Origin of the sequence: Staphylococcus haemolyticus, from assembly GCF_006094395.1 — a bacterium.
Lineage (GTDB): Bacteria > Bacillota > Bacilli > Staphylococcales > Staphylococcaceae > Staphylococcus > Staphylococcus haemolyticus.
The window spans coordinates 2,144,895-2,166,311 of sequence record NZ_CP035291.1 but is presented as its reverse complement, the minus strand read 5'-3'; the positions used below and the strand labels follow the sequence as shown (position 1 = coordinate 2,166,311).

Below are 21,417 nucleotides of genomic sequence, written 5' to 3'. Positions count from 1 at the left end.
TGTTTTGTCTTATGTAGTTAATTGTGAAATAATCATCAATAATTAAATGACGTATGTGAGTATACAGACTCACACTTTAAAACTTAAGATTGGAGCATAATTATGTTATATACAATAACTTCCACTTTACCTCCTACACATGGTGGAAGGACAAAATCTTTGTTACATAGAGTAAAGTTTTTAGAAACTCAATTGGGAGAAATTTCTACAATTCTAACGACTAACTATAACGCTAATTATAAAAATGTATATCGAATTTTTAGAAATAAAGAATTAATAACTGAGAATACAAAATTAGACAACTTATACGATTGGCTTGCGAATTATAATCTACTAGAGTAACCTGTTGAACCCAAATTATTTAGAAAGTTACCAATTCAAACTAAAGTTAAGATACGTGGATTAGAGGCCATTCAAGAAGGGGATAACGTTAAATATTATAAAGATAATGTTCATGTATTATTTCGCAAATACTATGCGAACAAACAGATTATGAAGTTTGAAGATACAATCAATCCTAATTCACAAAAGGTATCTAAACGTAAGGCATTCACGTTAAATGGCAGATTACATAAGATTGATTATTTTGATGATGTAACGGCAATCAAAACAAAGGAAGAATATTATGATAAAAAGGGTGACGTGTATTTAAAGAAACATTTTACGAATGATGAAGAGAACAAATTGATTGATATTGAACATTTAACAAAGCGTGGTGAGACGCGCACCTTTAATAATGAAAAAGCTCTATTTACTTATTATTATAATCATGTTTTACCTAATGGAAGTGTTGTATTTAATGATGCACGCTTACTCGACAGACCATTGATTGATTGCGAAAATGACATTAAGCGCATATTAATGTTTCATAGCAATCATATACAAGGTAATAAAGTTCGTCATTCATATAAATTAGCATTTGATAAACAAGAAATAATCGATAAATATATAGTTTTAATAGAATACCAAAAACATGATATTCAATCACAGTTTGGCATAGATGATAATAAAATAGAAGTCATACCTCATTTTGTCAGCATAGCGCAATCGAATCGTCGAGATGAGGTTGAAGATCAATTTTGCTTTATTGGTAGATTGGCTCAAGAAAAACAAATTGATCATATTATTAAAGCGTTTGATATTTATTTGAAAAAAGGTTATTCATCTAAGTTGCTTGTATATGGAAAAGATAAAGAGGGTAATTTAAACACATTGAAGCAATTGGTTAAAACACTTCAACTTGAAGATAAAGTAATATTCAAAGGACACACTAATCATCCTAAAGAAGTCTTTTCAAAAGTGATAGCTTCATTATTGACAAGTCGGTATGAAGGCTTTGGGTTATCGATTATGGAAAGTATTAACTATGGTTGCCCTGTTATCTCATATAACGTTCGTTATGGACCGAGTGAGTTAATTACTAATCATGAAAATGGTATACTTGTGAAAAAAGATGACATCGAAGGGTTTGCGGATACAATGGAAATGGCTAGAAATATTCATTTCAAAGATGTAAAATTAAGTGAAAAATTTAGTGTAGAACAAGCATCAAACAATTATCAATCACTCATCGATGACGTTACACATGCGGAGAATAAATAGAAAAATTGGAGAGAAATATATTGAATAAATTATCGATTATTATTACGTATTTTAATAATGAAGATTATATTAGTGAGTGTATTCACAGTTTAAAAAGCCAGAGAAATCAAGATTTTGACATTATTGTTGTCGATGATGGTTCAACTGATCGCTCAACAGAAATCTTACAAGAAGCATTAAAATCATATGATAAAGACGTTCACTTCATTCAATTGCAAGAGAATACTGGACACGCACATGCACGAAATGTAGCTTTGGAACAAGCACATGGTCAATACGTACTATTCCTAGATGCCGATGATCAATTGGCCTCATATGCTGTTGATTACTATCTTCAACATGTGAATGGTTTAGATACACTGATTGCACCAATTCATAAATTTAGAAGTCAACGACCACAGTATGTAGATAAAGATAAAGTACGTTTGCAATATGCTTCTCATCAAAAAAGTCCAAATGCAATTTTGAGAAAAGAATCAGCATGTAATATTCTATTTAAAAATGCCATTATTAAAGCGCATCAGATTCAATTTAATGAATCATTAGATATTTATGCAGATACGTCATTTGTGCTTGAGTATTTAAAATATGCGGAGCGTTTTGTTAGAATTACCAACTTCCCATTCTATTATCGTGGTGAGGTATACGATCCATTTTATGGTAATACATTAAGTGATCAAGATTTTACAAATAAATTTGAAGATCATGTTAATAGTTTCTTTGATGCTATGCAAAGAACGAATGATAAGCGAATTAAAAATTTTCTCATTCAACGAATGAAAAATGAAATTAAAAGTGGATTTGATCCTGCACTTAGAGATATAAAATCTCGATATGTGTCACTTGAAGATGCGCTTATTAAAATTGTTAAAGCTTTAAAATGGAACATCCTAAAAGATGGGAAAGTATTATATAATTTAGAAATATTATTCTTATCAATGGATGATGTTGAAAATGCCAAATATGTTAATGACTTACGTAATAAAACACGTTTAGTTAAAAATATTGTGTTAAATAGCAAGATGAAAGAACGCTCAAAATATCAACTGAGTGATAATGAAGACTTAGTTGACCCGAACACAATTGTATTTGAAGCGTTTGGTGGTAAAAATTATAGCGATAGTCCTAAATATATTTATGAATACATGCAAAAACATTATCCTCATTTAAATTATATTTGGGTCTTTTCAAAACCAGAAAATAACAATATTCCAGGTAATGCTACTAAAGTTAAAAAGGGATCTCAAGCTTATTATGATGCCTATGCTAAAGCGAAATATTGGGTTACAAATGCTAGATTACCTTTATATTTAAATAAAAAAGAGAATCAAATGTATATCCAAACTTGGCATGGAACACCATTAAAACGTTTAGCTAATGATATGAAAGTGGTTAGAATGCCTGGCACGACAACTGCAAACTATAAGAAGAACTTCTATGCTGAAGCATCACGTTGGGATCGCTTAGTATCACCAAATAGATACTCTTCTGATATTTTTAAATCTGCATTTTGGATGGATGAAGACCGTATTTGGGAGATTGGTTATCCGAGAAATGATGTATTAGTTAACCGTCAAAATGACACTGAATATATTGAACAAATTAAGCGTGACTTGAATTTACCTGCAGATAAGAAAGTTATCATGTATGCTCCAACTTGGAGAGACGATGAGTTTGTGAAAAAGGGACAATACTTATTTGATTTGAAAATTAATTTAGCTAATCTTCAAAAAGAAATAGGAGATGAGTATGTCATCTTATTAAGAATGCATTATCTAATTGCTAATGCTTTAGATTTACATGGATATGATGACTTTGCAATTGATGTATCAAATTATAACGACATTTCGGAGTTATACTTAATTTCTGATGCATTAATTACTGATTATTCTTCTGTTATGTTTGACTTTGGTATCTTGAAGCGTCCACAATTTTTCTTTGCATACGATATAGAAAAATATGATAAAGGACTTCGTGGTTTCTACATGGATTACATGAACGACCTACCAGGTGAAATCATTACAGACGAGTTTAAATTAGCTGAAGAGTTAAAACAAATTGATCAACATAAAGTGAAATATCAAGATAAGATAGAAGCATTTTATAATGATTTTTGTTCTATAGAAAATGGAAAAGCATCTCAATATATTGGTGATTATATTTATAATGATATTGAGAAAAATTCATAATTGAAATGAAAGTAGAAAGCACTAGAGCAGTAAATTTAACTCTAGTGCTTTCTATTGTACTATTTAAAAAATCTTTATTTTCTCGAACATTACCTCATGGTATAATTAAAAATATATTATTAACGGAACTTTTGGGGTAAATTAGTGAATAAAGTACGGTTCTGTTGTATAGACATGCTATGACATTAATGTCATAAAAAATTAATCAGGTAGGTGCCTTATGTTTTTATTGGTTAACATCATTGGGTTACTTGCGTTTTTGGGAATTGCAGTTTTATTTTCAAGAGATCGCAAAAACATCCAATGGAAATCTATTTTAATTCTTGTTGTATTAAACTTGTTTTTAGCATGGTTCTTCGTCTATTTCCAAATTGGGAGAACTATTGTAGAAGGATTAGCTTCAGCAATCGCATGGGTAATTCAATCAGCACATACTGGAACAGGATTTGCATTCAGCAGTTTCACTAGTGGTAAACAGATGGATATGGCGATTAGCGCACTCTTCCCAATTCTACTTGTAGTACCATTATTTGACGTATTAATGTATTTCAATATTCTACCTAAAATTATAGGTGGTATTGGTTGGGTGCTAGCGAAAATTACGCGTCAACCTAAATTTGAATCATTCTTTGGCATCGAAATGATGTTCTTAGGTAATACTGAAGCATTAGCTGTATCAAACGAACAATTGAAACGTATGAATGAAATGCGTGTATTAACAGTGGCTATGATGTCAATGAGTTCAATCTCTGGAGCTATTGTTGGTGCATACGTTCAAATGATACCGGGTGATCTCGTATTAACTGCGATACCACTAAATATTATCAACGCGATAATTGTTTCTTCAATTTTGAATCCGGTTAGTGTTGAAGAACAAGAAGACATCATTTATAGCATCAAAAATAATGAAACGGTAAAACGTCAACCTTTCTTCTCATTTTTAGGTGATTCTGTACTTAATGCAGGTAAATTAGTATTAATCATTATTGCATTTGTAATTAGTTTTGTTGCTTTAGCAGACTTAATTGATCGCTTTATAAACTTAATTACAGGTCTAGTTGGTGGATGGATAGGCGTAAAAGGTAGTTTCGGTTTAAATCAAATTTTAGGTTTATTCATGTATCCATTTGCACTTTTACTTGGTTTGCCATGGGGAGAAGCATGGATTGTTGCTCAACAAATGGCTAAGAAGATTGTTACTAATGAATTTGTAGTTATGGGTGAAATTAGTAAAGTCGTTGATTCATATAGCCCTCACAGAAGAGCTGTTATTTCAACATTCTTAGTTTCATTTGCTAACTTCTCTACAATCGGAATGATTGTCGGAACATTAAAAGGGATTGTCGATCAAAAAACATCAGATTTTGTATCTAAATACGTACCTATGATGTTATTAGCAGGTATATTAGTATCATTACTTACTGCAGCGTTTGTCGGATTATTTGCTTGGTAAGAAGATACATAACATGTTTATCAATTAAAAAGAATCGTGGAGCAGTATTCAATTTGAATTTCGTTCCACGATTTTTTTAATAATTTCAGTAGATTTTAATTAACATGATAAAAACCAAGTATATAGGGTGAGGAGACACCCTATATACTTGGTTTTTATGGGAAATGAATATTAATGTACTTGTAACGGTAAGGACTAGGTACTGTCACAGTACTTCGAGCAAAATTTGTTTTGTTACTATAAACAACACAAAGGAGATAACTTCTCTTATTAAGAAGTTATACACATTATAGCAAATGTAATTGGCGAAGTAAACAAAAAATTCAGAAAATTTATATTTGTTTTTAAATTAGTTCACTTATTCATGGTGAAATAGAAATATACCTTGAAAATGATATAGACTATTTATGAAATGCATATTGTAGCTTCACTAGTGATTGTGATAACCTTTTTAATGATATTACATTAAAAGGGGTTGGTGTATGTGAATAAAAATATTAAAGATTTACTTTTAGTTATACTAGGCTCTTTCATATTTTCAGCTGGGGTTAATGCATTCATTATCTCAGGTAATTTAGGAGAAGGTGGCGTAACAGGTATAGCCATCGTATTATATTATGCGTTTCACATTTCTCCAGCCATCACGAACTTTGTAGCAAATGCGCTACTGATCATTGTAGGGTATAAATTTTTAAGTAAGAAAAGTATGTTATTAACTATTGTGGCAACTGTACTTATCTCAGTGTTTTTAAGTTTAACTGAGTCTTGGCACGTCGAAACTGGAAATGTCATCATTAACGCTATATTTGGTGGCTCTTGTGTTGGGTTAGGCATTGGTATTATTGTTTTAGCTGGTGGTACAACTGCAGGGACAACGATACTAGCACAAATTGCTAATAAATATTTAGATGTAAGTACTGCATATGCGTTATTGTTTTTTGATTTGATTGTAGTACTCATATCATTAACAGTATTACCATTGCAAATGGCCTTAGTAACAGTTATCTCATTGTATATAGGTACGAAGGTTATGGAATATGTTATAGAAGGTTTAAATACTAAAAAAGCAATGACGATTATTTCAAGTAAGCCTGACCAAGTAGCTAAAGCAATAGATGAACAAGTTGGTCGAGGCCTTACTATATTAGATGGTCGAGGCTATTATAGTCGTGAAGAAAAAGACGTATTATATGTTGTTGTTGCAAAAACACAAGTGTCTCGAGCTAAGAAAATTATACGTAAGATTGATAATCAAGCCTTTTTAGTTGTGCATGATGTGAGAGATGTATATGGCAATGGCTTTTTAGTGGATGAATAATGAGAATGAATAAGGTTAGGTGTTTCAATATATTGGTGAAAGTGTTATGACGACATCAATTAATGAAATACCTAACCTTTGCTTTGTCGATTACAAATAGTCAGTTATTTACAAAGATGTTATAATACATCTATTGACTATGATAATTATTATCAATTGACAAACTCAATCGTATATAAAGTTATTTATTATGAAAGTAGGGAAAGCATGAATCGTTTAAAAGCGCAACAAGTGGAAATTGGATATGGGGATCATTCGATTATTAACAATTTAGATGTAGAAATACCTGATGGCAAGGTTACGTCTATCATTGGGCCTAATGGTTGTGGGAAATCTACATTATTAAAAGCATTGTCACGCTTATTAACAATCAAAAATGGTGAAATTCAATTAGATGGTCAAAATATTCATACGCAATCAACTAAAGAAATTGCTAAAAAAATTGCTATATTACCACAAACACCAGAAGTAGCAGATGGTCTTACAGTAGGAGAATTAGTATCTTATGGTCGTTTTCCACATCAAAAAGGGTTCGGCCGTCTATCTGCTGAAGATAAAAAAGAGATTGATTGGGCTTTAAATGTTACTGGCACATCTGAATTTAGACATCGTTCTATTAATGATTTAAGTGGTGGTCAGCGTCAACGAGTTTGGATTGCAATGGCATTGGCTCAAAAAACAGACATTATTTTCCTAGATGAACCCACAACATATTTAGATATCTCACATCAATTAGAAATTTTAGAATTAGTTCAACAATTAAATAAAGAACAAGGTTGTACCATTATTATGGTCTTACACGACATTAACCAGGCTATTCGTTTTTCTGATCATCTTATCGCAATGAAGAAAGGTGAAATCATTGCTTGTGGCGCTACTGAAGACGTGTTGACTAAAGATATTCTAGAAAAAGTGTTTAATATCGATGTCGTACTTAGTACGGACCCTCGTACAGGTAAACCACTGTTAGTGACATATGACTTATTCGAACGTAATTATTCATAATATATAGATAAACTAAGAAAAAGGAATTTTTATCATGATGGAGAAAGATAAAAAAGTAAACATAGGTTTTATTGGCTATATTATTTTAGTCTTTGTGTTGTTAATAAGCGCATTGCTTGTATCTATCTTGATAGGTGAAGCGAAAATTAGTTTTTCAACTATTATGGATGCTATTTTTCATTATAATCCTAAAAATCAACAACATAATATTATTAGTGAGATACGTATACCGCGTGATTTAGGTGCGGTATTAGTTGGAATGGCATTATCAGTTGCTGGTGCTGTTATTCAAGGCGTAACTAAAAACGGACTTGCAGATCCAAGTTTAATTGGTTTAAACTCTGGGGCTTCATTTGCATTGGCGTTAACATTTGCTTTTTATCCGGCAGCACCATTCTTAATGCTCATGTGTGCAGGGTTTTTAGGTGCGATGTTGGGTGGCTTTATTGTCTTAACGATAGGTCGCTCTAGACGTGATGGCTTCAATCCTATGAGAATCATTTTAGCAGGTGCTGCTGTAAGTGCACTTTTAACAGCTTTGAGTCAAGGTATTGCTTTAACATTTAAGTTGAATCAAACACTTACTTTCTGGACTGCTGGCGGTGTTTCAGGTACGACTTGGAAACAACTTATGTGGAGCGGACCTGTTATTATCATTGCTATTATTATCATCATAGCAATGAGTAAACAATTAACGATTTTAAATTTAGGAGAGACACTTGCTAAAGGCTTGGGTCAAAATATCACGTTGATTCGTGGAGTAAGTTTATTCTTAACTATGATATTAGCGGGGGTAGCCGTTTCAATGGTAGGACAAATTGCCTTTGTTGGCTTGATGGTACCTCACATTGTCAGATTCTTAGTAGGTACAGACTATTCAAAGGTATTACCATTAACAGCTTTAACAGGCGGTTTACTTATGATTTTAGCTGATACTGTAGCACGAATGTTAGGTGAAGCGCCAGTGGGAGCGATTATTTCATTTATCGGCGTGCCTTACTTCTTATACTTAGTTAAAAGAGGAGGACGCACAATATGATTCATCCTAAATTAAGACGAAAACAAATCGTTACTTTAGTAATTTTTTCAATATTATTATTAGCCGCATGTACATGGAGTGTGTCTTCAGGAGAATATAAAATTCCGGTTGATCATTTTTTTAAGACGCTCATAGGTCAAGGTGAATATTATGATCAATTAATCTTAATGGAATTTCGTTTCCCAAGAATGTTAATTACTATTTTAGCAGGTGCTGCGTTAAGTTTAAGTGGCGCTATTATTCAAAGTGTCACTAAGAATCCAATTGCGGAGCCAGGTATTTTAGGTATTAATGCTGGCGGTGGTTTCGCAATAGCATTATTTATTTCAATAGGACAAATTAACCCTGATAATTTTGTGTATGTGTTACCAGTGATTAGTGTCATTGGTGGTGTAGCTACTGCAATTGTTATCTTTTTATTTAGTGTGAATAAGAAAGATGGCATTACACCTTCAAGTATGGTGCTAATTGGTGTAGGCATGCAGACAGCCTTATATGGTGGTTCTATTACGCTTATGTCTAAATTTAATGAAGATCAGTCAGAATTTATAGCTACTTGGTTTGCTGGTAATATTTGGGGCGATGACTGGACATTTGTCATTGCAACTATTCCATGGCTAATCATTATAATTCCATTTCTATTATATAAATCTAATGTATTGAATTTAATTAATACACATGAACACATTGCTAAAGGTCTCGGTGTTAAGATTGAAAAAGAACGTGTAGTTCTATTCTTTATTGCTGTTGTTTTATCATCAATTGCCGTGGCTGTTGCAGGTGCTATTGCATTTATTGGTTTAATGGGGCCACATATTGCAAAATCAATTATTGGGCCACGTCATCAACTCTTTTTACCAATTTCAATTATCGTAGGTGCTTTCTTACTCGTTTTATCAGATACTATTGGTAAAGTCATCCTTGAACCGACAGGGGTACCTGCTGGTATTGTAGTTGCTATTATAGGCGCACCTTATTTCATTTATTTAATGTATAAATCTAAGAGTATTTAAAAATTGATGAATTAAATAGTAATACTGAAGTATAAAATATATGCAAGACATAATTTCTAATTAGTTAAATATTAAACTTTTTACGATTATAGTAATCTTCGTGGGAGTGGACAGACCTTAGTAGTGAATTTTACGCTGAAATTCTCTGTGTTTGAATAAGGATAAATTCTGTTCCATTTCCACTTTTTTATTAAAGTCGATTTATATGTAAATGATAGCGCATACATTGTGCTTGATTTATAATTAAATTGATAGGCCAAAGGAGGAAGTTGCATATGAAAAAGCTAATAAAACAAAAGGAAAACTTTTTAAAAGATATGTTAGACGGCTTAAAAATAGCAAATAATTATATCGAAATCATTGCAGAAACTGTTGTCGTGCGACGTAAAAAGAAATCTAAAGGCGTAGCGATTGTTTCAGGTGGCGGTAGTGGACATGAACCGGCTCATGCAGGTTATGTTGCGCAAGGGATGCTTGATGCGGCAGTTTGCGGAGAAGTATTTACTTCACCAACTCCTGATAAAGTGTTAGAAGCAATTAAGGCTGTCGATACTGGTGATGGTGTGTTGTTAATTGTTAAAAATTATGCTGGCGATGTAATGAACTTTGAAATGGCGCAAGAAATGGCAGAAATGGAAGATATTCAAGTAGAGATGGTTGTCGTTAAAGATGACATATCAGTGTCTGAAGAAACGCAAAGACGTGGTGTTGCAGGCACAGTATGCGTTCATAAATATGTAGGCTACCTAGCTGAACAAGGTTTAGCTCTACAGGAAATTAAAGAAAAAGCTGAAGCATTAGTTTCACAAATTAAAAGTATTGGTATGGCACTGACACCACCAATGGTTCCGACAACAGGCCAATATGGATTTGATATTAATGATGAGGATATAGAAATTGGGATAGGTATTCATGGCGAAAAAGGAATTGAACGAATACACTATGAAGAAATCGATAGTATCGTTGAACGGTTATTAAGTCGATTACTTAAAGAAAATCAAGAGCAATCTTTAATCGTTATAGTTAATGGAATGGGTGGTACACCACTATCAGAATTAAATATTGTGACTAAATATTGCTCACTTTATTTAGAAAAGCAAAATAGAGATGTGGCGCAATGGTTTGTTGGTGATTATATGACTTCATTAGATATGCAAGGTTTTTCAATCACACTACTTCCTAATAATGAAGAACTACTCAAAGCTTTACAAGCACCTACTACGTCTCGCTACTTTTAAAAAGAAAACTACATTCAACTGAGGTGATTAAAAATGGATGTTAAAGATATGAAACAACGATTATTAAATTTAGAGGCAGTGTTTTCAGAGAAAGAAACATTATTAACGGATTTAGATAGAGCAATCGGTGATGGCGATCATGGTGTCAATATGTTGCGTGGATTTAAAAGTTTGAAAGACAAGATAGATGATAGTAGTATGTCATCGCTATTTAAATCTACTGGTATGGCATTAATGTCAAATATTGGTGGTGCATCTGGTCCATTATATGGATTTAGCTTTGTTAAAATGGCTAATGTTGTTAATGATGAAATGGACAAAGAAAATTTAAAAGCTGTTGTTACTGAATTTGCTAATGCGATTGCGCAGAGAGGTAAAGTACAACGAGATGAGAAGACGATGTTTGATGTTGTAGATCGAGCGCGTGAAGCTTTAGAAAATGATGAAACAATTACGTCAGAGATACTACAACAATTTGCTACTGATACGAAAGAGATAGAAGCTACAAAAGGACGTGCAGCATACTTTAAAAAGGATTCAATAGGTTATATCGACCCTGGTGCCCAAAGTATGGTTTACGTATTAAGTGCACTGATTGGAGATGACATTGAATGACAACAATTATAATTATTAGCCATAGTGAAGACATTGCGAATGGTACTAAAGCTTTGCTCAATCAGATGGCGCAAGATGTTAACGTTGTAGCTCACGGCGGTGTCGATGGAGGCATAGGTACATCATTTGATGATATTCAAAATATTATCAATAACTTAGATGATGACGCATTGTGTTTTTATGATCTAGGTTCTTCTGAAATGAATTTAGATTTAGCAATTGAGATGTATGAAGGATCACATCATATTAAGAAGATAGATGCACCAATAGTTGAAGGTAGTTTTACTGCTGCAGTGAAACTCTCAGTTGGCGGAACAACTGATGAAGCGATAAAAGAAGTCGCTCAAACTTCTTTTAAAGAAAATACATTTGATTAATGTTTAAATAATGTGCGTAAATATAATAATCAAATAAATGCGCAAAATAAATTTTATAAATAAGTAATTTATAAAATGAAAATGACAAATGATTGTGATAAAATAGATTATTATAGTAAAGTGAAAGAGTAGGTGGGCAAGGTCATGCAAAACAGCATCAAGGAATACGTTTTAAGTGGAGAATTTGAACAAGTTAGACAACTAATGGCCAAAGCAGACTTTCTAGATTTTGAAGAAGCCTACATTTCATGTGCACATGAAAATGAAAGCATGATGTTTTATACTTGTATTTTAGATATGATTAAATTTGAAGAAACGTCTGAATTGCATGATTTAGCATTTCTATTACTTGTCTATCCTCTAAGTGAGATAGAAGGGGCATTAGATTCTGCTTATTACCATGCGCAAGCGTCCATTCAATTGACGAATGGTAAAGAAATTAAGAGTCTATTACAAATGTTGTTATTACATGCCATTCCCGAACCTGTTATTACAGATTCGGAAGCTTTCAAAGTTGCTAAACAAATTTTGAAATTAGATCCGAGTAATCATGTTGCAAGAAATGCACTTAAAGAAACAGCTAAGCGCATGGATAATGTTGTCGTTGATATTAACGAACTACAACAATATGGAAATTCTAATTAATAAGCATGTAAATGATTGTCTCATTGATTAACTAATTACTTTCTAGCGTTTAGATATATTACCAGTAAATGTGTTTAATAGATACATTTACTGGTTTTTTTGTTTTATATCATTCAAAAAGTTCCGATTAAATTTTACTATAATGTTTATTACTATTATTTGTTTAAAAATTTAGATGTGATATATGTCATATATAGAATTAAATATGATTTACTAGTTACTTATTTATGAAAAATAAGATAATTATAATAATTTTTAAAGAATTTTAAATCCTTAACAAGCGTATATAGCATAGTGTTTATAGCCGATAAACGCCGGTTCGTAACCTTTATGCACTGTTGCATATTATTTGAAGTGCGTTATAATGCACAATGTGTCAAATTTAAGGAGGTTATATTTTCGCATGGGATTAAATAAAGAAGCTGTAAAAATTGGTTTCGCCTATGTCGGCATTGTAGTAGGTGCCGGATTCTCAACTGGACAAGAAGTTATGCAATTCTTTACACCATATGGTTTATGGTCTTATATTGGTGTACTTATTTCAGGTTTGATTCTTGGTTTTATAGGTAGACAAGTTGCTAAAATAGGTACAGCATTTGAAGCTACGAATCATGAGTCTACATTAAAATATTTATTCGGAGAAAAGTTTAGTAAAATCTTCGATTATATATTAGTATTCTTCTTATTTGGTATAGCAGTCACTATGATTGCAGGGTCTGGTTCAACATTCCAAGAGAGTTTTGGCATACCTACGTGGTTAGGTGCCTTAATTATGACTATTGTCATTTATTTAACATTATTATTAGACTTTAACAAAATCGTGAGCGCACTTGGTATCGTCACACCATTCTTAATAATTATGGTAATACTTATTGCCGTTTACTACTTATTCGCAGGTAGCGTTCCTTTAAATGAAGTTAACAGTACTGTTGATAAAACAAGTGTATTTTGGGGTATAGTTAGAGGATTAATGTACGGTGGTCTAGCTTTTGCAGTGGGCTTTAGTACAGTCGTTGCAATTGGAGGCGACGCTTCTAAACGTAAAATTTCAGGTGGAGGTGCAACGTTTGGCGGTGTGATTTACACTATCTTACTGGCTTTAATTAACTTTGCACTACAATCTGAATATCCTAAAATTAAAGATGTTGAAATTCCAACATTAACATTAGCTAATGCTATTCATCCATGGATTGGTCTTGTTCTAACTGTCATCATGTTAACAGTTATGTACAATACAATCTTAGGACTATGCTATTCATTCGCAGCACGTTTTATAGAACCATATAGTAAAAAATATCACATCTTTATCATTATTATGATGATTGCTGCATTTATTTTAAGCTTTGTAGGTTTTGCAGACTTAATTAATTTCTTATATAACATTATGGGTGTTGTTGGTCTGTTTATCGTAGTTGCAGTATTAATTAAATACTATGTACGTAAGAGTGATAACAAAGATCATATAGCATAGATTTAAAATAGCAATACTTTACAATTGAAAGTGAATGTTTTAATCTTAAAAGCAATTCGTATGATTATACGGGTTGCTTTTTCTATTAAATGAATAAGCAAACTTTCTATAATCAATTGAAAGGAACGTAGGGAATGAATACTCAGAAAAAATGGACGATTATCACAGGTGTCATTATTGTGATTGTGAGTGTTGTAGTTGCTTGGGGGCTATACCACCATCAACAAGAGAGTGAGAAGAAAAAACAACAACGTGAAAAAGTTCAAATTAATAATCCTAACGTCAAATTATTTCAAAATATTACCTATAATAATCATCTTCCTGGAAGCCAACTTGATATTATGATGCCTGACGATGTAGACAAGGATACTAAATTGCCAGTTATCTTCTGGATGCATGGAGGGGGTTATGTTGCAGGTGATAAACAATATAAAAATCCATTGCTATCGCAAATTGTGGAACAAGGCTATGTAGTAGTCAATGTTAACTATGCTTTAGCACCTAATTATAAATATCCTACACCACTCATTCAATTTGATGATGCAATTCAGTTTATTAAGCATAATAAAGACCGCTTCCCAATTGATTTAGATCAAGTTGTTATAGGCGGTGACTCTGCCGGTGCACAACTTACAAGTCAATATGTTGCTATGCAAACAAATAGTTCACTACGAAGTGAAATGGGATTTGAACAGCGTTTTACACCATCACAAATAAAAGGCGCTATCTTTTTCGGTGGTTTTTATGATATGAAGACAGTTAGAGAAACGGAATTCCCAAGAATTCAAATGTTTATGCATAGTTATACTGGTGCAACAAAATGGGAATCAGAATTTAAAAATATTTCTCAAATGTCAACAATTAATCAAGTGACTAAAGATTATCCTTCAACGTATCTATCAGTAGGTGATGCTGATCCTTTCTACAGTCAAAATATTGAATTTTACCGTAAGTTGAAGGAAGAGGACATTCCTGTTAGTACATTATTCTATGATGGTTCACATCATTTACATCATCAATATCAATTTCATTTAGAGAAGCCAGAATCTAAAGAGAATATGAAACGTGTACTCGCATTCTTAAGTAGAAATACATCATCATCTGGTGTAGAACAAAATCAGCAATCTCCATTTGATGGTTCTACGAGTTCGGATAAAAGTTTCTCATTATCACCTTACTAACCACGATGAAATGATACAATTATCAAACTTTATTAGTTACAACACTATAGCTAAGAATAAAAGGCTTATTTCCTATATGTTAAATCATTAAGGAAGTAAGCCTTTTTTAATTTCCAATATTTTATGATAGTGCTATTTAAATACAACAGGTGTATTATTATTTAATCTAACATTTTAGTAATGTTGTTTAATATTATTGAGACTAGAGTATAATATAATGATAGTAAATTTGAATATTAAATAAGCAGTTTGGCCATGACATATTTATTGAAGTATTGACCATTAATGTAAAGCTTATCCTTTAATTCGCCCTCAATATTAAATCCAGCAGCTTTAAAGAGTTCAACTGCGCGCGCGTTTTCAGGGACAACGGAAGCTTCGATACGTCTAATGTCATGGTTGATTGACCAAGCTTCAGTCGCATTTACTAATGCCATACCTATGCCATGTTTCTGATATAGTTGTCTAACACCAATTGTGATAACTGCTTCGTGACGTTTACGCTCAAAATCTTCAGTCGTAATGAATGCATAACCAACCAGTTGATCATCTTGCTCTGCAACATAAACAGTATTTCTTGGAGAAGTGATAATGCGTTCTAAACGATCGCTAACACTTGAGATGCTGGGCGTATATTCACCCGGGTTATATAATGTATATTCAGATTCATCATAAATTTTGCTTAATAATTTAATAAAGTCTTCAACGTCTTTTATACTAATTTCACGAATAATATGAGCCATAAGGCTTCCTCCCAAATTAATAAACTATTGTGTCTTACATGGTATTATAGCAATAAATCATAGATATACATAAAATAAAAAACTTTTAAACTAAAGGGGTAATCTTAAATATGAAACCGAATGTACTATTAGCAGGTGGTAGTGGTTATATTGGTAAGTATATAAGTAGTGTTATTGAAAAAGATGCAAACATATATGCCCTATCAAAGTATCCAAATACTAAAAAAGAAGATAATGATCGAATTATTTGGTTGAAAAGAGATATTTATAATTATACTGATGTTGTAAAAGCTATGGAAGGTATGGATATTGCTGTTTTTTATTTAGATCCTAATAAGAATTCAGCAAAATTAACCCAAGCAACGGCACGAGATTTAAATTTGATTGCCGCAGATAACTTTGCCAGAGCAGCAGCTCAACAAGGTGTGTCTAAAATAGTATATATAAGTGGTAGTCGATTTGATATTGAGACAGTACAAAGGCTAGAGAATTACGGCGTTCCTGTGGAAAAGACAAACACACAAATTAAACGACCACATATAAATGCTGAATTACAGATGTCTAAATATGATGATATAAGAACAGCGATGCGAATGATATTACCTAGGAAATGGACATTATCCTATCTAGTAGACTACTTTATGAAATGGCTTAATGATACACGTGGTACATTCATGCACACATATCAAGATAATGATAGATACATTGTTTATGCACGAAAAAAGTCTAAACCATTATTAATTATGGAAAAAGTTGAAGACGACTCGGGACTTATAACATTACACTTGATTTCAGGTTCAATGATAAAATCTAATCAAAAGAAACAAGGTAAATTAGAATTTAGGCAAATTAAAGGTACAAGATTAGTCATTGTTCATTTATATGATTATATTCCGAAATTACTATGGCCAATTTACTACTTCGTTCAAGCACCATTACAAGGTTTGATTATGCGAGGGTTTGAAATTGATTGCCGAATTAAACATTTTAACGGACGGGTTCAATCAGGGGAAAAAATGAAATATACAAAATAATAGGTGATAAAGTGATGCAAGTATTATTAGTAGAAGATGATCAAACACTCTTCCAAGAACTGAAAAAAGAATTAGAACATTGGGATTTCTTTGTGACAGGTATAGATGATTTTAGTGCAGTAATGGATATTTATGAAGAAACAAATCCTGAAATTGTTATTATGGATGTTCAATTACCTAAATACGATGGATTTTATTGGTGTAGAAAGATTAGGCAAGTATCTAATGTTCCCATCTTATTCTTATCATCACGTGATAATCCAATGGACCAAGTCATGAGCATGGAATTGGGAGCCGATGATTATATGCAAAAACCATTCCATACAAACGTCTTAATAGCTAAATTGCAAGCTATTTATCGACGTGTTTATGAATTTGGAGCAGAAGAAAAGAGAACATTGAATTGGCAAGATGCACTTGTGGATTTATCAAAAGATAGTATTCAAAAAGGTGATTCAGTTATCTATTTATCGAAGACTGAAATGATTATTTTAGAAATGTTAATTCAAAAGCAAAATCAAATTGTTACTAGAGATACCTTAATTACTGCGCTATGGGATGATGAAGCGTTTGTAAGTGATAATACGTTAACTGTTAACGTTAACCGTTTGCGTAAAAAATTGTCTGATATCGGTATGGATACACAGATCGAAACTAAAGTAGGTAAAGGTTACATGGCACATGAGTAACTTGAAATGGTTTTGGTTATTCCTCAAAACGCGAAGTAACTGGATTTTTTGGATTGTGTTTCTACATCTGATTTTATTAGGTATGGCTTACATTGATTATGATATTTCCATCGAGAGTATAGGATTTATAGTAACGTTAAATCTCGGTCTTACAGCGATGTTTTTAATTTTTACTTTTTTAAAAGAAGTAAAGCTATATCAACATTTATATAATAATAAAGAAATTGAAGAAATTAAGCATAAAGATTTAGCAGAAGATCCGTTTCAAAAGGAAGTTGTTAATTATCTTTATCGCAAATTAACGAGTCAAAAGGAACGTGTTGTTGAACAACAATTACACATACAATCGACAGAACAATCTCTAACAGAATTTGTTCATGATATTAAAACACCTGTGACAGCGATGAAGTTGTTAATCGATCAAGAAGAAGAGGGGAAACGTAAAAAGTCATTATTGTATGAATGGGCACGTATTAATGAGTTGTTAGATAAGCAACTTTATTTAACGCGTTTAGAGTCTAAAAATAGAGACATGTATTTTGAAGAGACATCACTGAAGCGTCTTGTGATTGATGAGGTCCAATTAACACGTCACATTAGCCAAGCCAAAGGTATAGGCTATGATTTGGATTTAGAAACAAACTTAGATGTATACACGGATGTGAAATGGTGTCGCATGATGATTCGCCAAATTTTATCTAACTCATTAAAATATTCTCAAGGACAAGATATTATTATTCGTTCTTATACAAATGATGGTCATGTAACATTGGAAATTAAAGATTTTGGTAGAGGTATCAGTCACAAAGATTTACCACGTATATTTGAGCGTGGTTTCACTTCGACTGCGAATCGTAATGAAACAACTTCTTCAGGAATAGGGCTATATCTGGTTAACAGTGTAAAAGATCAATTAGGTATTAATGTTCGAGTAGAATCTACAGTAGGACAAGGGACTACTTTTGTATTAACTTTTCCAAAACAGAATGAATTGATGGCCCGTATGACCCAAGTGACAACAATGTAACCTTAAAACTTAGATTTGTTACTCCATCTTCATTTCATCAAAAGCGATAACTTTTATAATTAAACTGATTAAAGTAGTGCGATATTTCTATAGTAAACGCACATGTAGATAAAATGAATGGCGAGGTGAACAAAACCGTGGCAATATTACAGGCAAAGCAAATTGCCAAAACTTATGGAAATAAACAAACTGAACAAGAAGTTTTAAAAGATATAGATCTGTCAATTGAAGCGGGAGAGTTTGTAGCTATCATGGGGCCATCGGGATCAGGCAAGACAACGTTATTAAACGTGTTAAGTTCAATTGACTATTTAACACATGGTTCTATTATTTTAGATGGTCAACAATTAGAGAAATTATCTAATAAAGCGTTGTCTGAAATTAGAAAAAAAGATATTGGTTTTATTTTTCAAGAATATAATTTATTACATACGTTAACAGTTAAAGAAAACATCATGTTACCTTTATCAGTTCAAAAGTTAGATAAAAAAGAAATGAATGAACGCTATCAACGTATTACGCAGGCTTTAAATATTTTTGAAATTAGTGATAAATATCCATCAGACATTTCTGGTGGACAGCGACAAAGAACATCCGCAGCGCGTGCATTTATTACGTATCCTAAGATTATTTTCGCGGATGAGCCAACAGGGGCACTTGATTCTAAAAATACTCGCGATTTATTACAACGTTTTCAAAAAATCAATGAACTTTATAACGCAACGATAGTAATGGTAACGCATGATCCTTTGGCAGCAAGCTTCTCAGAGCGTGTGATTATGTTAAAAGACGGGCAGGTATTTACTGAAATTTATCAAGGTGAAGATGATAAAAATGTCTTTCACAAAGAGATCCTACGTGCGCAAAGTATATTAGGTGGCATGATGTATGAGTTTTAGTCAAATTATATGGAAGAACTTTCAACAGAATATAATTCATTACGCGATTTACATCTTTTCACTTGTATTAAGTATCGTGTTGTTTTTTAGTTTTATAACAATTAAGTATGTGCATCATTTAAATGTGCATCAATCGTTGTCAATGATACAACAAGGAACACAAGTGGGAAGTTATTTTTTATTTATCATTATTGTTGTATTTATTATGTATACGAATATGTTGTTTATTAAACGACGTAGCTATGAATTCGGATTATTGCAAACGATTGGTTTAGGTAAAAAGAGTATTATTTATATGCTAATGCTTGAACAATTATTTATTTTTATTATAACCGCGTTATTAGGTATGATTATCGGTATTTTAGGATCAAAAATACTATTAATGATTGTTTTAAAATTATTAGGTATACATACTTCTGTATCAATCACTTTTAGTTTTCAAGCGATTGCGCAAACATTATTTATACTTGTCATTGCTTATATACTTATCATTATTCAAGCGTCTATTTATTTAAGCAAATCTTCAATTAAAAGTTTAATGGCCTCTCAAGACAGTAAAGAAGATAGTCATATTACACTAACATTAGGTGAAGTTATATTAGGTGTTTTAGGTATTGTATTGATATTAACAGGTTATTATTTATCGACGCGTTTTGTCGAGATTGTAGATGATGTGATACTACCGTTTGTTATTCTAATTCTTACTGTTTTAGGAACTTACTTTTTCTTTCGAAGTACGATTTCTCTCATTTTAAAGACGATTAGATACCTTAAAGGTGGTAATGTTTCTGTAAATGATGTTATTTTTACATCATCACTCATGTTTCGAATTAGAAAAAATGCATTTTCATTAACTGTAATGGCAATCATTTCAGCAATAACTGTATCTGTACTGTGTTTCGCTGCGATTAGTAGAGGTTCTTTAACAAATGAAATTCTATTAGAATCTCCTCATGAGGTTACACTTAAAGAAGAGAAAGTAGCTAATGAATTAGGTTTTGAATTAAATCGACATCATATTCCTTACCATTACGATTTTAAACAAGTTGTTTATTCTCAACTATACAAAGATCATTTATTTGATAAAAATCAGGTGCAACCATACGCGATTACTGTAACGAGTGAAAAATATTTCCCTAATGTTTCTATAGAGAAGGGTGAGGCTCATTTAATTATGCCTGAAGGGTTAATTCATGATTTATCGAAACATACACCGCATGGTACAGCTTCTATAGGAACTAAAAAGCATCATGTAAATATTAAATTGAATAAAGTGATGGATAAAATTTATTTTAAACAGAGTATTGACTTAGGAGGTCCTACTTTAGTTTTAAATGATACAGATTATAACTATTTGAAAGCACATGCGAAAAATAAATACATCGTTTCACAATATGCTTTTGATTTAAAACATAACAGAGATATACCAAAACTTGAGAGTATAACAAAGGATCTTGATGGTAATGTTCAAACGCGTAGTGAAGTGGTGAGTGAAGTATCAAGTTTGACTGGAATATTATTATTTGTAACATCATTTTTAGGAATTGCATTTTTAATCGCTACAGGGTGTATTATTTACATTAAACAAATTGATGAAACAGAAGATGAGTTAGAAAGTTATTCTGTATTACGTAAATTAGGTTTTATTCAAAAAGACATGGCTAAAGGGTTAAAACTTAAAGTGGCATTTAATTTTAGTATACCACTATTTATTGCCTTACTACATTCTTACTTTGCGGCAGTGGTCTTTATGAAGGTTATAGGCTTTGATAATAAAGTTCCTATTTTCGTTGTAATGGGTATTTATACAATCATTTATAGTATTTTTGCAGTTATCGCCTATAATCACTCTAAAAGAACTATCAATCACTCAATTTAA

Annotated in this window: 19 protein-coding genes; 18 read left to right on the top strand and 1 reads right to left on the bottom strand. The window is 32.1% G+C overall.

Features of this window, described 5'->3' with window-relative positions:
- Positions 1–492 precede the first annotated feature (492 nt).
- From EQ029_RS10440 to EQ029_RS10380, 13 genes are all read left to right on the top strand, one after another.
- A complete protein-coding gene (locus tag EQ029_RS10440) occupies positions 493–1,602 on the top strand; it encodes a glycosyltransferase (RefSeq protein WP_230197430.1) in 1,110 nt (369 codons plus the stop codon).
- 20 nt (positions 1,603–1,622) lie between these two features.
- Positions 1,623–3,791 (top strand): bifunctional glycosyltransferase/CDP-glycerol:glycerophosphate glycerophosphotransferase, encoded by a 2,169-nt coding sequence (locus EQ029_RS10435; protein ID WP_016930902.1) that lies wholly within the window; start codon positions 1,623–1,625, stop codon positions 3,789–3,791.
- A 220-nt stretch (positions 3,792–4,011) separates the two neighbouring features.
- Positions 4,012–5,244, top strand: a complete 1,233-nt coding sequence (locus EQ029_RS10430; RefSeq protein WP_016930903.1) for a NupC/NupG family nucleoside CNT transporter — start codon at positions 4,012–4,014, stop codon at positions 5,242–5,244.
- A gap of 484 nt (positions 5,245–5,728) precedes the next feature.
- Positions 5,729–6,562 (top strand): YitT family protein, encoded by an 834-nt coding sequence (locus EQ029_RS10425; protein ID WP_016930904.1) that lies wholly within the window; start codon positions 5,729–5,731, stop codon positions 6,560–6,562.
- Positions 6,563–6,769: 207 nt separating this feature from the next.
- Positions 6,770–7,567, top strand: a complete 798-nt coding sequence (locus EQ029_RS10420) for an ABC transporter ATP-binding protein (RefSeq protein WP_011276507.1) — start codon at positions 6,770–6,772, stop codon at positions 7,565–7,567.
- Between the two features lie 34 nt (positions 7,568–7,601).
- Positions 7,602–8,606, top strand: a complete 1,005-nt coding sequence (locus EQ029_RS10415) for a FecCD family ABC transporter permease (protein ID WP_016930905.1) — start codon at positions 7,602–7,604, stop codon at positions 8,604–8,606.
- Entirely contained in the window at positions 8,603–9,619 is a 1,017-nt protein-coding gene (locus tag EQ029_RS10410; protein ID WP_016930906.1) for a FecCD family ABC transporter permease, read from the top strand. Before EQ029_RS10415 ends, EQ029_RS10410 begins: the two co-directional genes overlap by 4 nt.
- A gap of 275 nt (positions 9,620–9,894) precedes the next feature.
- Complete coding sequence (gene dhaK, locus EQ029_RS10405) at positions 9,895–10,857, top strand: dihydroxyacetone kinase subunit DhaK (protein WP_037558295.1); 963 nt, start codon at positions 9,895–9,897, stop codon at positions 10,855–10,857.
- Positions 10,858–10,890: 33 nt separating this feature from the next.
- A complete protein-coding gene (gene dhaL / locus EQ029_RS10400; protein ID WP_011276503.1) occupies positions 10,891–11,472 on the top strand; it encodes a dihydroxyacetone kinase subunit DhaL in 582 nt (193 codons plus the stop codon).
- Entirely contained in the window at positions 11,469–11,849 is a 381-nt protein-coding gene (dhaM, locus tag EQ029_RS10395; RefSeq protein ID WP_033079535.1) for a dihydroxyacetone kinase phosphoryl donor subunit DhaM, read from the top strand. Before dhaL ends, dhaM begins: the two co-directional genes overlap by 4 nt.
- A 144-nt stretch (positions 11,850–11,993) precedes the next feature.
- Positions 11,994–12,494 carry a hypothetical protein gene (locus tag EQ029_RS10390; RefSeq protein WP_011276501.1) on the top strand — a complete coding sequence of 167 codons (501 nt, stop codon included), beginning with the start codon at positions 11,994–11,996 and terminating at the stop codon, positions 12,492–12,494.
- Between the two features lie 403 nt (positions 12,495–12,897).
- Positions 12,898–13,965, top strand: coding sequence for a YkvI family membrane protein (locus EQ029_RS10385; protein WP_057504929.1), 1,068 nt, complete (start codon positions 12,898–12,900; stop codon positions 13,963–13,965).
- Between the two features lie 134 nt (positions 13,966–14,099).
- Positions 14,100–15,146: an alpha/beta hydrolase gene (locus EQ029_RS10380; protein ID WP_057504930.1), complete on the top strand. Its 1,047-nt coding sequence runs from the start codon at positions 14,100–14,102 to the stop codon at positions 15,144–15,146.
- A 236-nt stretch (positions 15,147–15,382) separates the two neighbouring features.
- On the opposite strand, the gene EQ029_RS10375 is transcribed toward EQ029_RS10380, so the two are convergent.
- Positions 15,383–15,889, bottom strand: a complete 507-nt coding sequence (locus EQ029_RS10375) for a GNAT family N-acetyltransferase (RefSeq protein ID WP_011276497.1) — start codon at positions 15,887–15,889, stop codon at positions 15,383–15,385.
- Between the two features lie 110 nt (positions 15,890–15,999).
- Here EQ029_RS10375 and EQ029_RS10370 point away from each other — a divergent pair, with 110 nt between their 5' ends.
- The 5 genes from EQ029_RS10370 (at position 16,000) to EQ029_RS10350 (ending at position 21,417) form a co-directional block, all read left to right on the top strand.
- Entirely contained in the window at positions 16,000–16,923 is a 924-nt protein-coding gene (locus EQ029_RS10370; protein WP_011276496.1) for an NAD(P)H-binding protein, read from the top strand.
- 14 nt (positions 16,924–16,937) lie between these two features.
- Positions 16,938–17,612, top strand: a complete 675-nt coding sequence (gene graR / locus EQ029_RS10365) for a response regulator transcription factor GraR/ApsR (protein WP_011276495.1) — start codon at positions 16,938–16,940, stop codon at positions 17,610–17,612.
- Positions 17,605–18,639, top strand: a complete 1,035-nt coding sequence (locus EQ029_RS10360) for a HAMP domain-containing histidine kinase (protein WP_037558297.1) — start codon at positions 17,605–17,607, stop codon at positions 18,637–18,639. The genes graR and EQ029_RS10360 overlap by 8 nt, the downstream gene beginning before the upstream one ends.
- 137 nt (positions 18,640–18,776) lie before the next feature.
- Positions 18,777–19,538: an ABC transporter ATP-binding protein gene (locus tag EQ029_RS10355; protein ID WP_011276493.1), complete on the top strand. Its 762-nt coding sequence runs from the start codon at positions 18,777–18,779 to the stop codon at positions 19,536–19,538.
- Positions 19,528–21,417 carry an ABC transporter permease gene (locus EQ029_RS10350; protein ID WP_057504931.1) on the top strand — a complete coding sequence of 630 codons (1,890 nt, stop codon included), beginning with the start codon at positions 19,528–19,530 and terminating at the stop codon, positions 21,415–21,417. The genes EQ029_RS10355 and EQ029_RS10350 overlap by 11 nt, the downstream gene beginning before the upstream one ends.

What these genes read in the sequence shown, in the direction of transcription:
- graR (WP_011276495.1), top strand. Translation starts at nt 16,938, where the DNA reads ATGCAAGTATTATTAGTAGAAGATGATCAAACACTCTTCCAAGAACTG.
- EQ029_RS10375 (WP_011276497.1), bottom strand. Translation starts at nt 15,889, where the DNA reads ATGGCTCATATTATTCGTGAAATTAGTATAAAAGACGTTGAAGACTTT.
- EQ029_RS10360 (WP_037558297.1), top strand. Translation starts at nt 17,605, where the DNA reads ATGAGTAACTTGAAATGGTTTTGGTTATTCCTCAAAACGCGAAGTAAC.
- EQ029_RS10370 (WP_011276496.1), top strand. Translation starts at nt 16,000, where the DNA reads ATGAAACCGAATGTACTATTAGCAGGTGGTAGTGGTTATATTGGTAAG.
- EQ029_RS10380 (WP_057504930.1), top strand. Translation starts at nt 14,100, where the DNA reads ATGAATACTCAGAAAAAATGGACGATTATCACAGGTGTCATTATTGTG.
- EQ029_RS10420 (WP_011276507.1), top strand. Translation starts at nt 6,770, where the DNA reads ATGAATCGTTTAAAAGCGCAACAAGTGGAAATTGGATATGGGGATCAT.
- EQ029_RS10410 (WP_016930906.1), top strand. Translation starts at nt 8,603, where the DNA reads ATGATTCATCCTAAATTAAGACGAAAACAAATCGTTACTTTAGTAATT.
- dhaM (WP_033079535.1), top strand. Translation starts at nt 11,469, where the DNA reads ATGACAACAATTATAATTATTAGCCATAGTGAAGACATTGCGAATGGT.
- EQ029_RS10390 (WP_011276501.1), top strand. Translation starts at nt 11,994, where the DNA reads ATGCAAAACAGCATCAAGGAATACGTTTTAAGTGGAGAATTTGAACAA.
- EQ029_RS10430 (WP_016930903.1), top strand. Translation starts at nt 4,012, where the DNA reads ATGTTTTTATTGGTTAACATCATTGGGTTACTTGCGTTTTTGGGAATT.
- dhaK (WP_037558295.1), top strand. Translation starts at nt 9,895, where the DNA reads ATGAAAAAGCTAATAAAACAAAAGGAAAACTTTTTAAAAGATATGTTA.
- dhaL (WP_011276503.1), top strand. Translation starts at nt 10,891, where the DNA reads ATGGATGTTAAAGATATGAAACAACGATTATTAAATTTAGAGGCAGTG.
- EQ029_RS10350 (WP_057504931.1), top strand. Translation starts at nt 19,528, where the DNA reads ATGAGTTTTAGTCAAATTATATGGAAGAACTTTCAACAGAATATAATT.
- EQ029_RS10440 (WP_230197430.1), top strand. Translation starts at nt 493, where the DNA reads ATGAAGTTTGAAGATACAATCAATCCTAATTCACAAAAGGTATCTAAA.
- EQ029_RS10415 (WP_016930905.1), top strand. Translation starts at nt 7,602, where the DNA reads ATGATGGAGAAAGATAAAAAAGTAAACATAGGTTTTATTGGCTATATT.
- EQ029_RS10385 (WP_057504929.1), top strand. Translation starts at nt 12,898, where the DNA reads ATGGGATTAAATAAAGAAGCTGTAAAAATTGGTTTCGCCTATGTCGGC.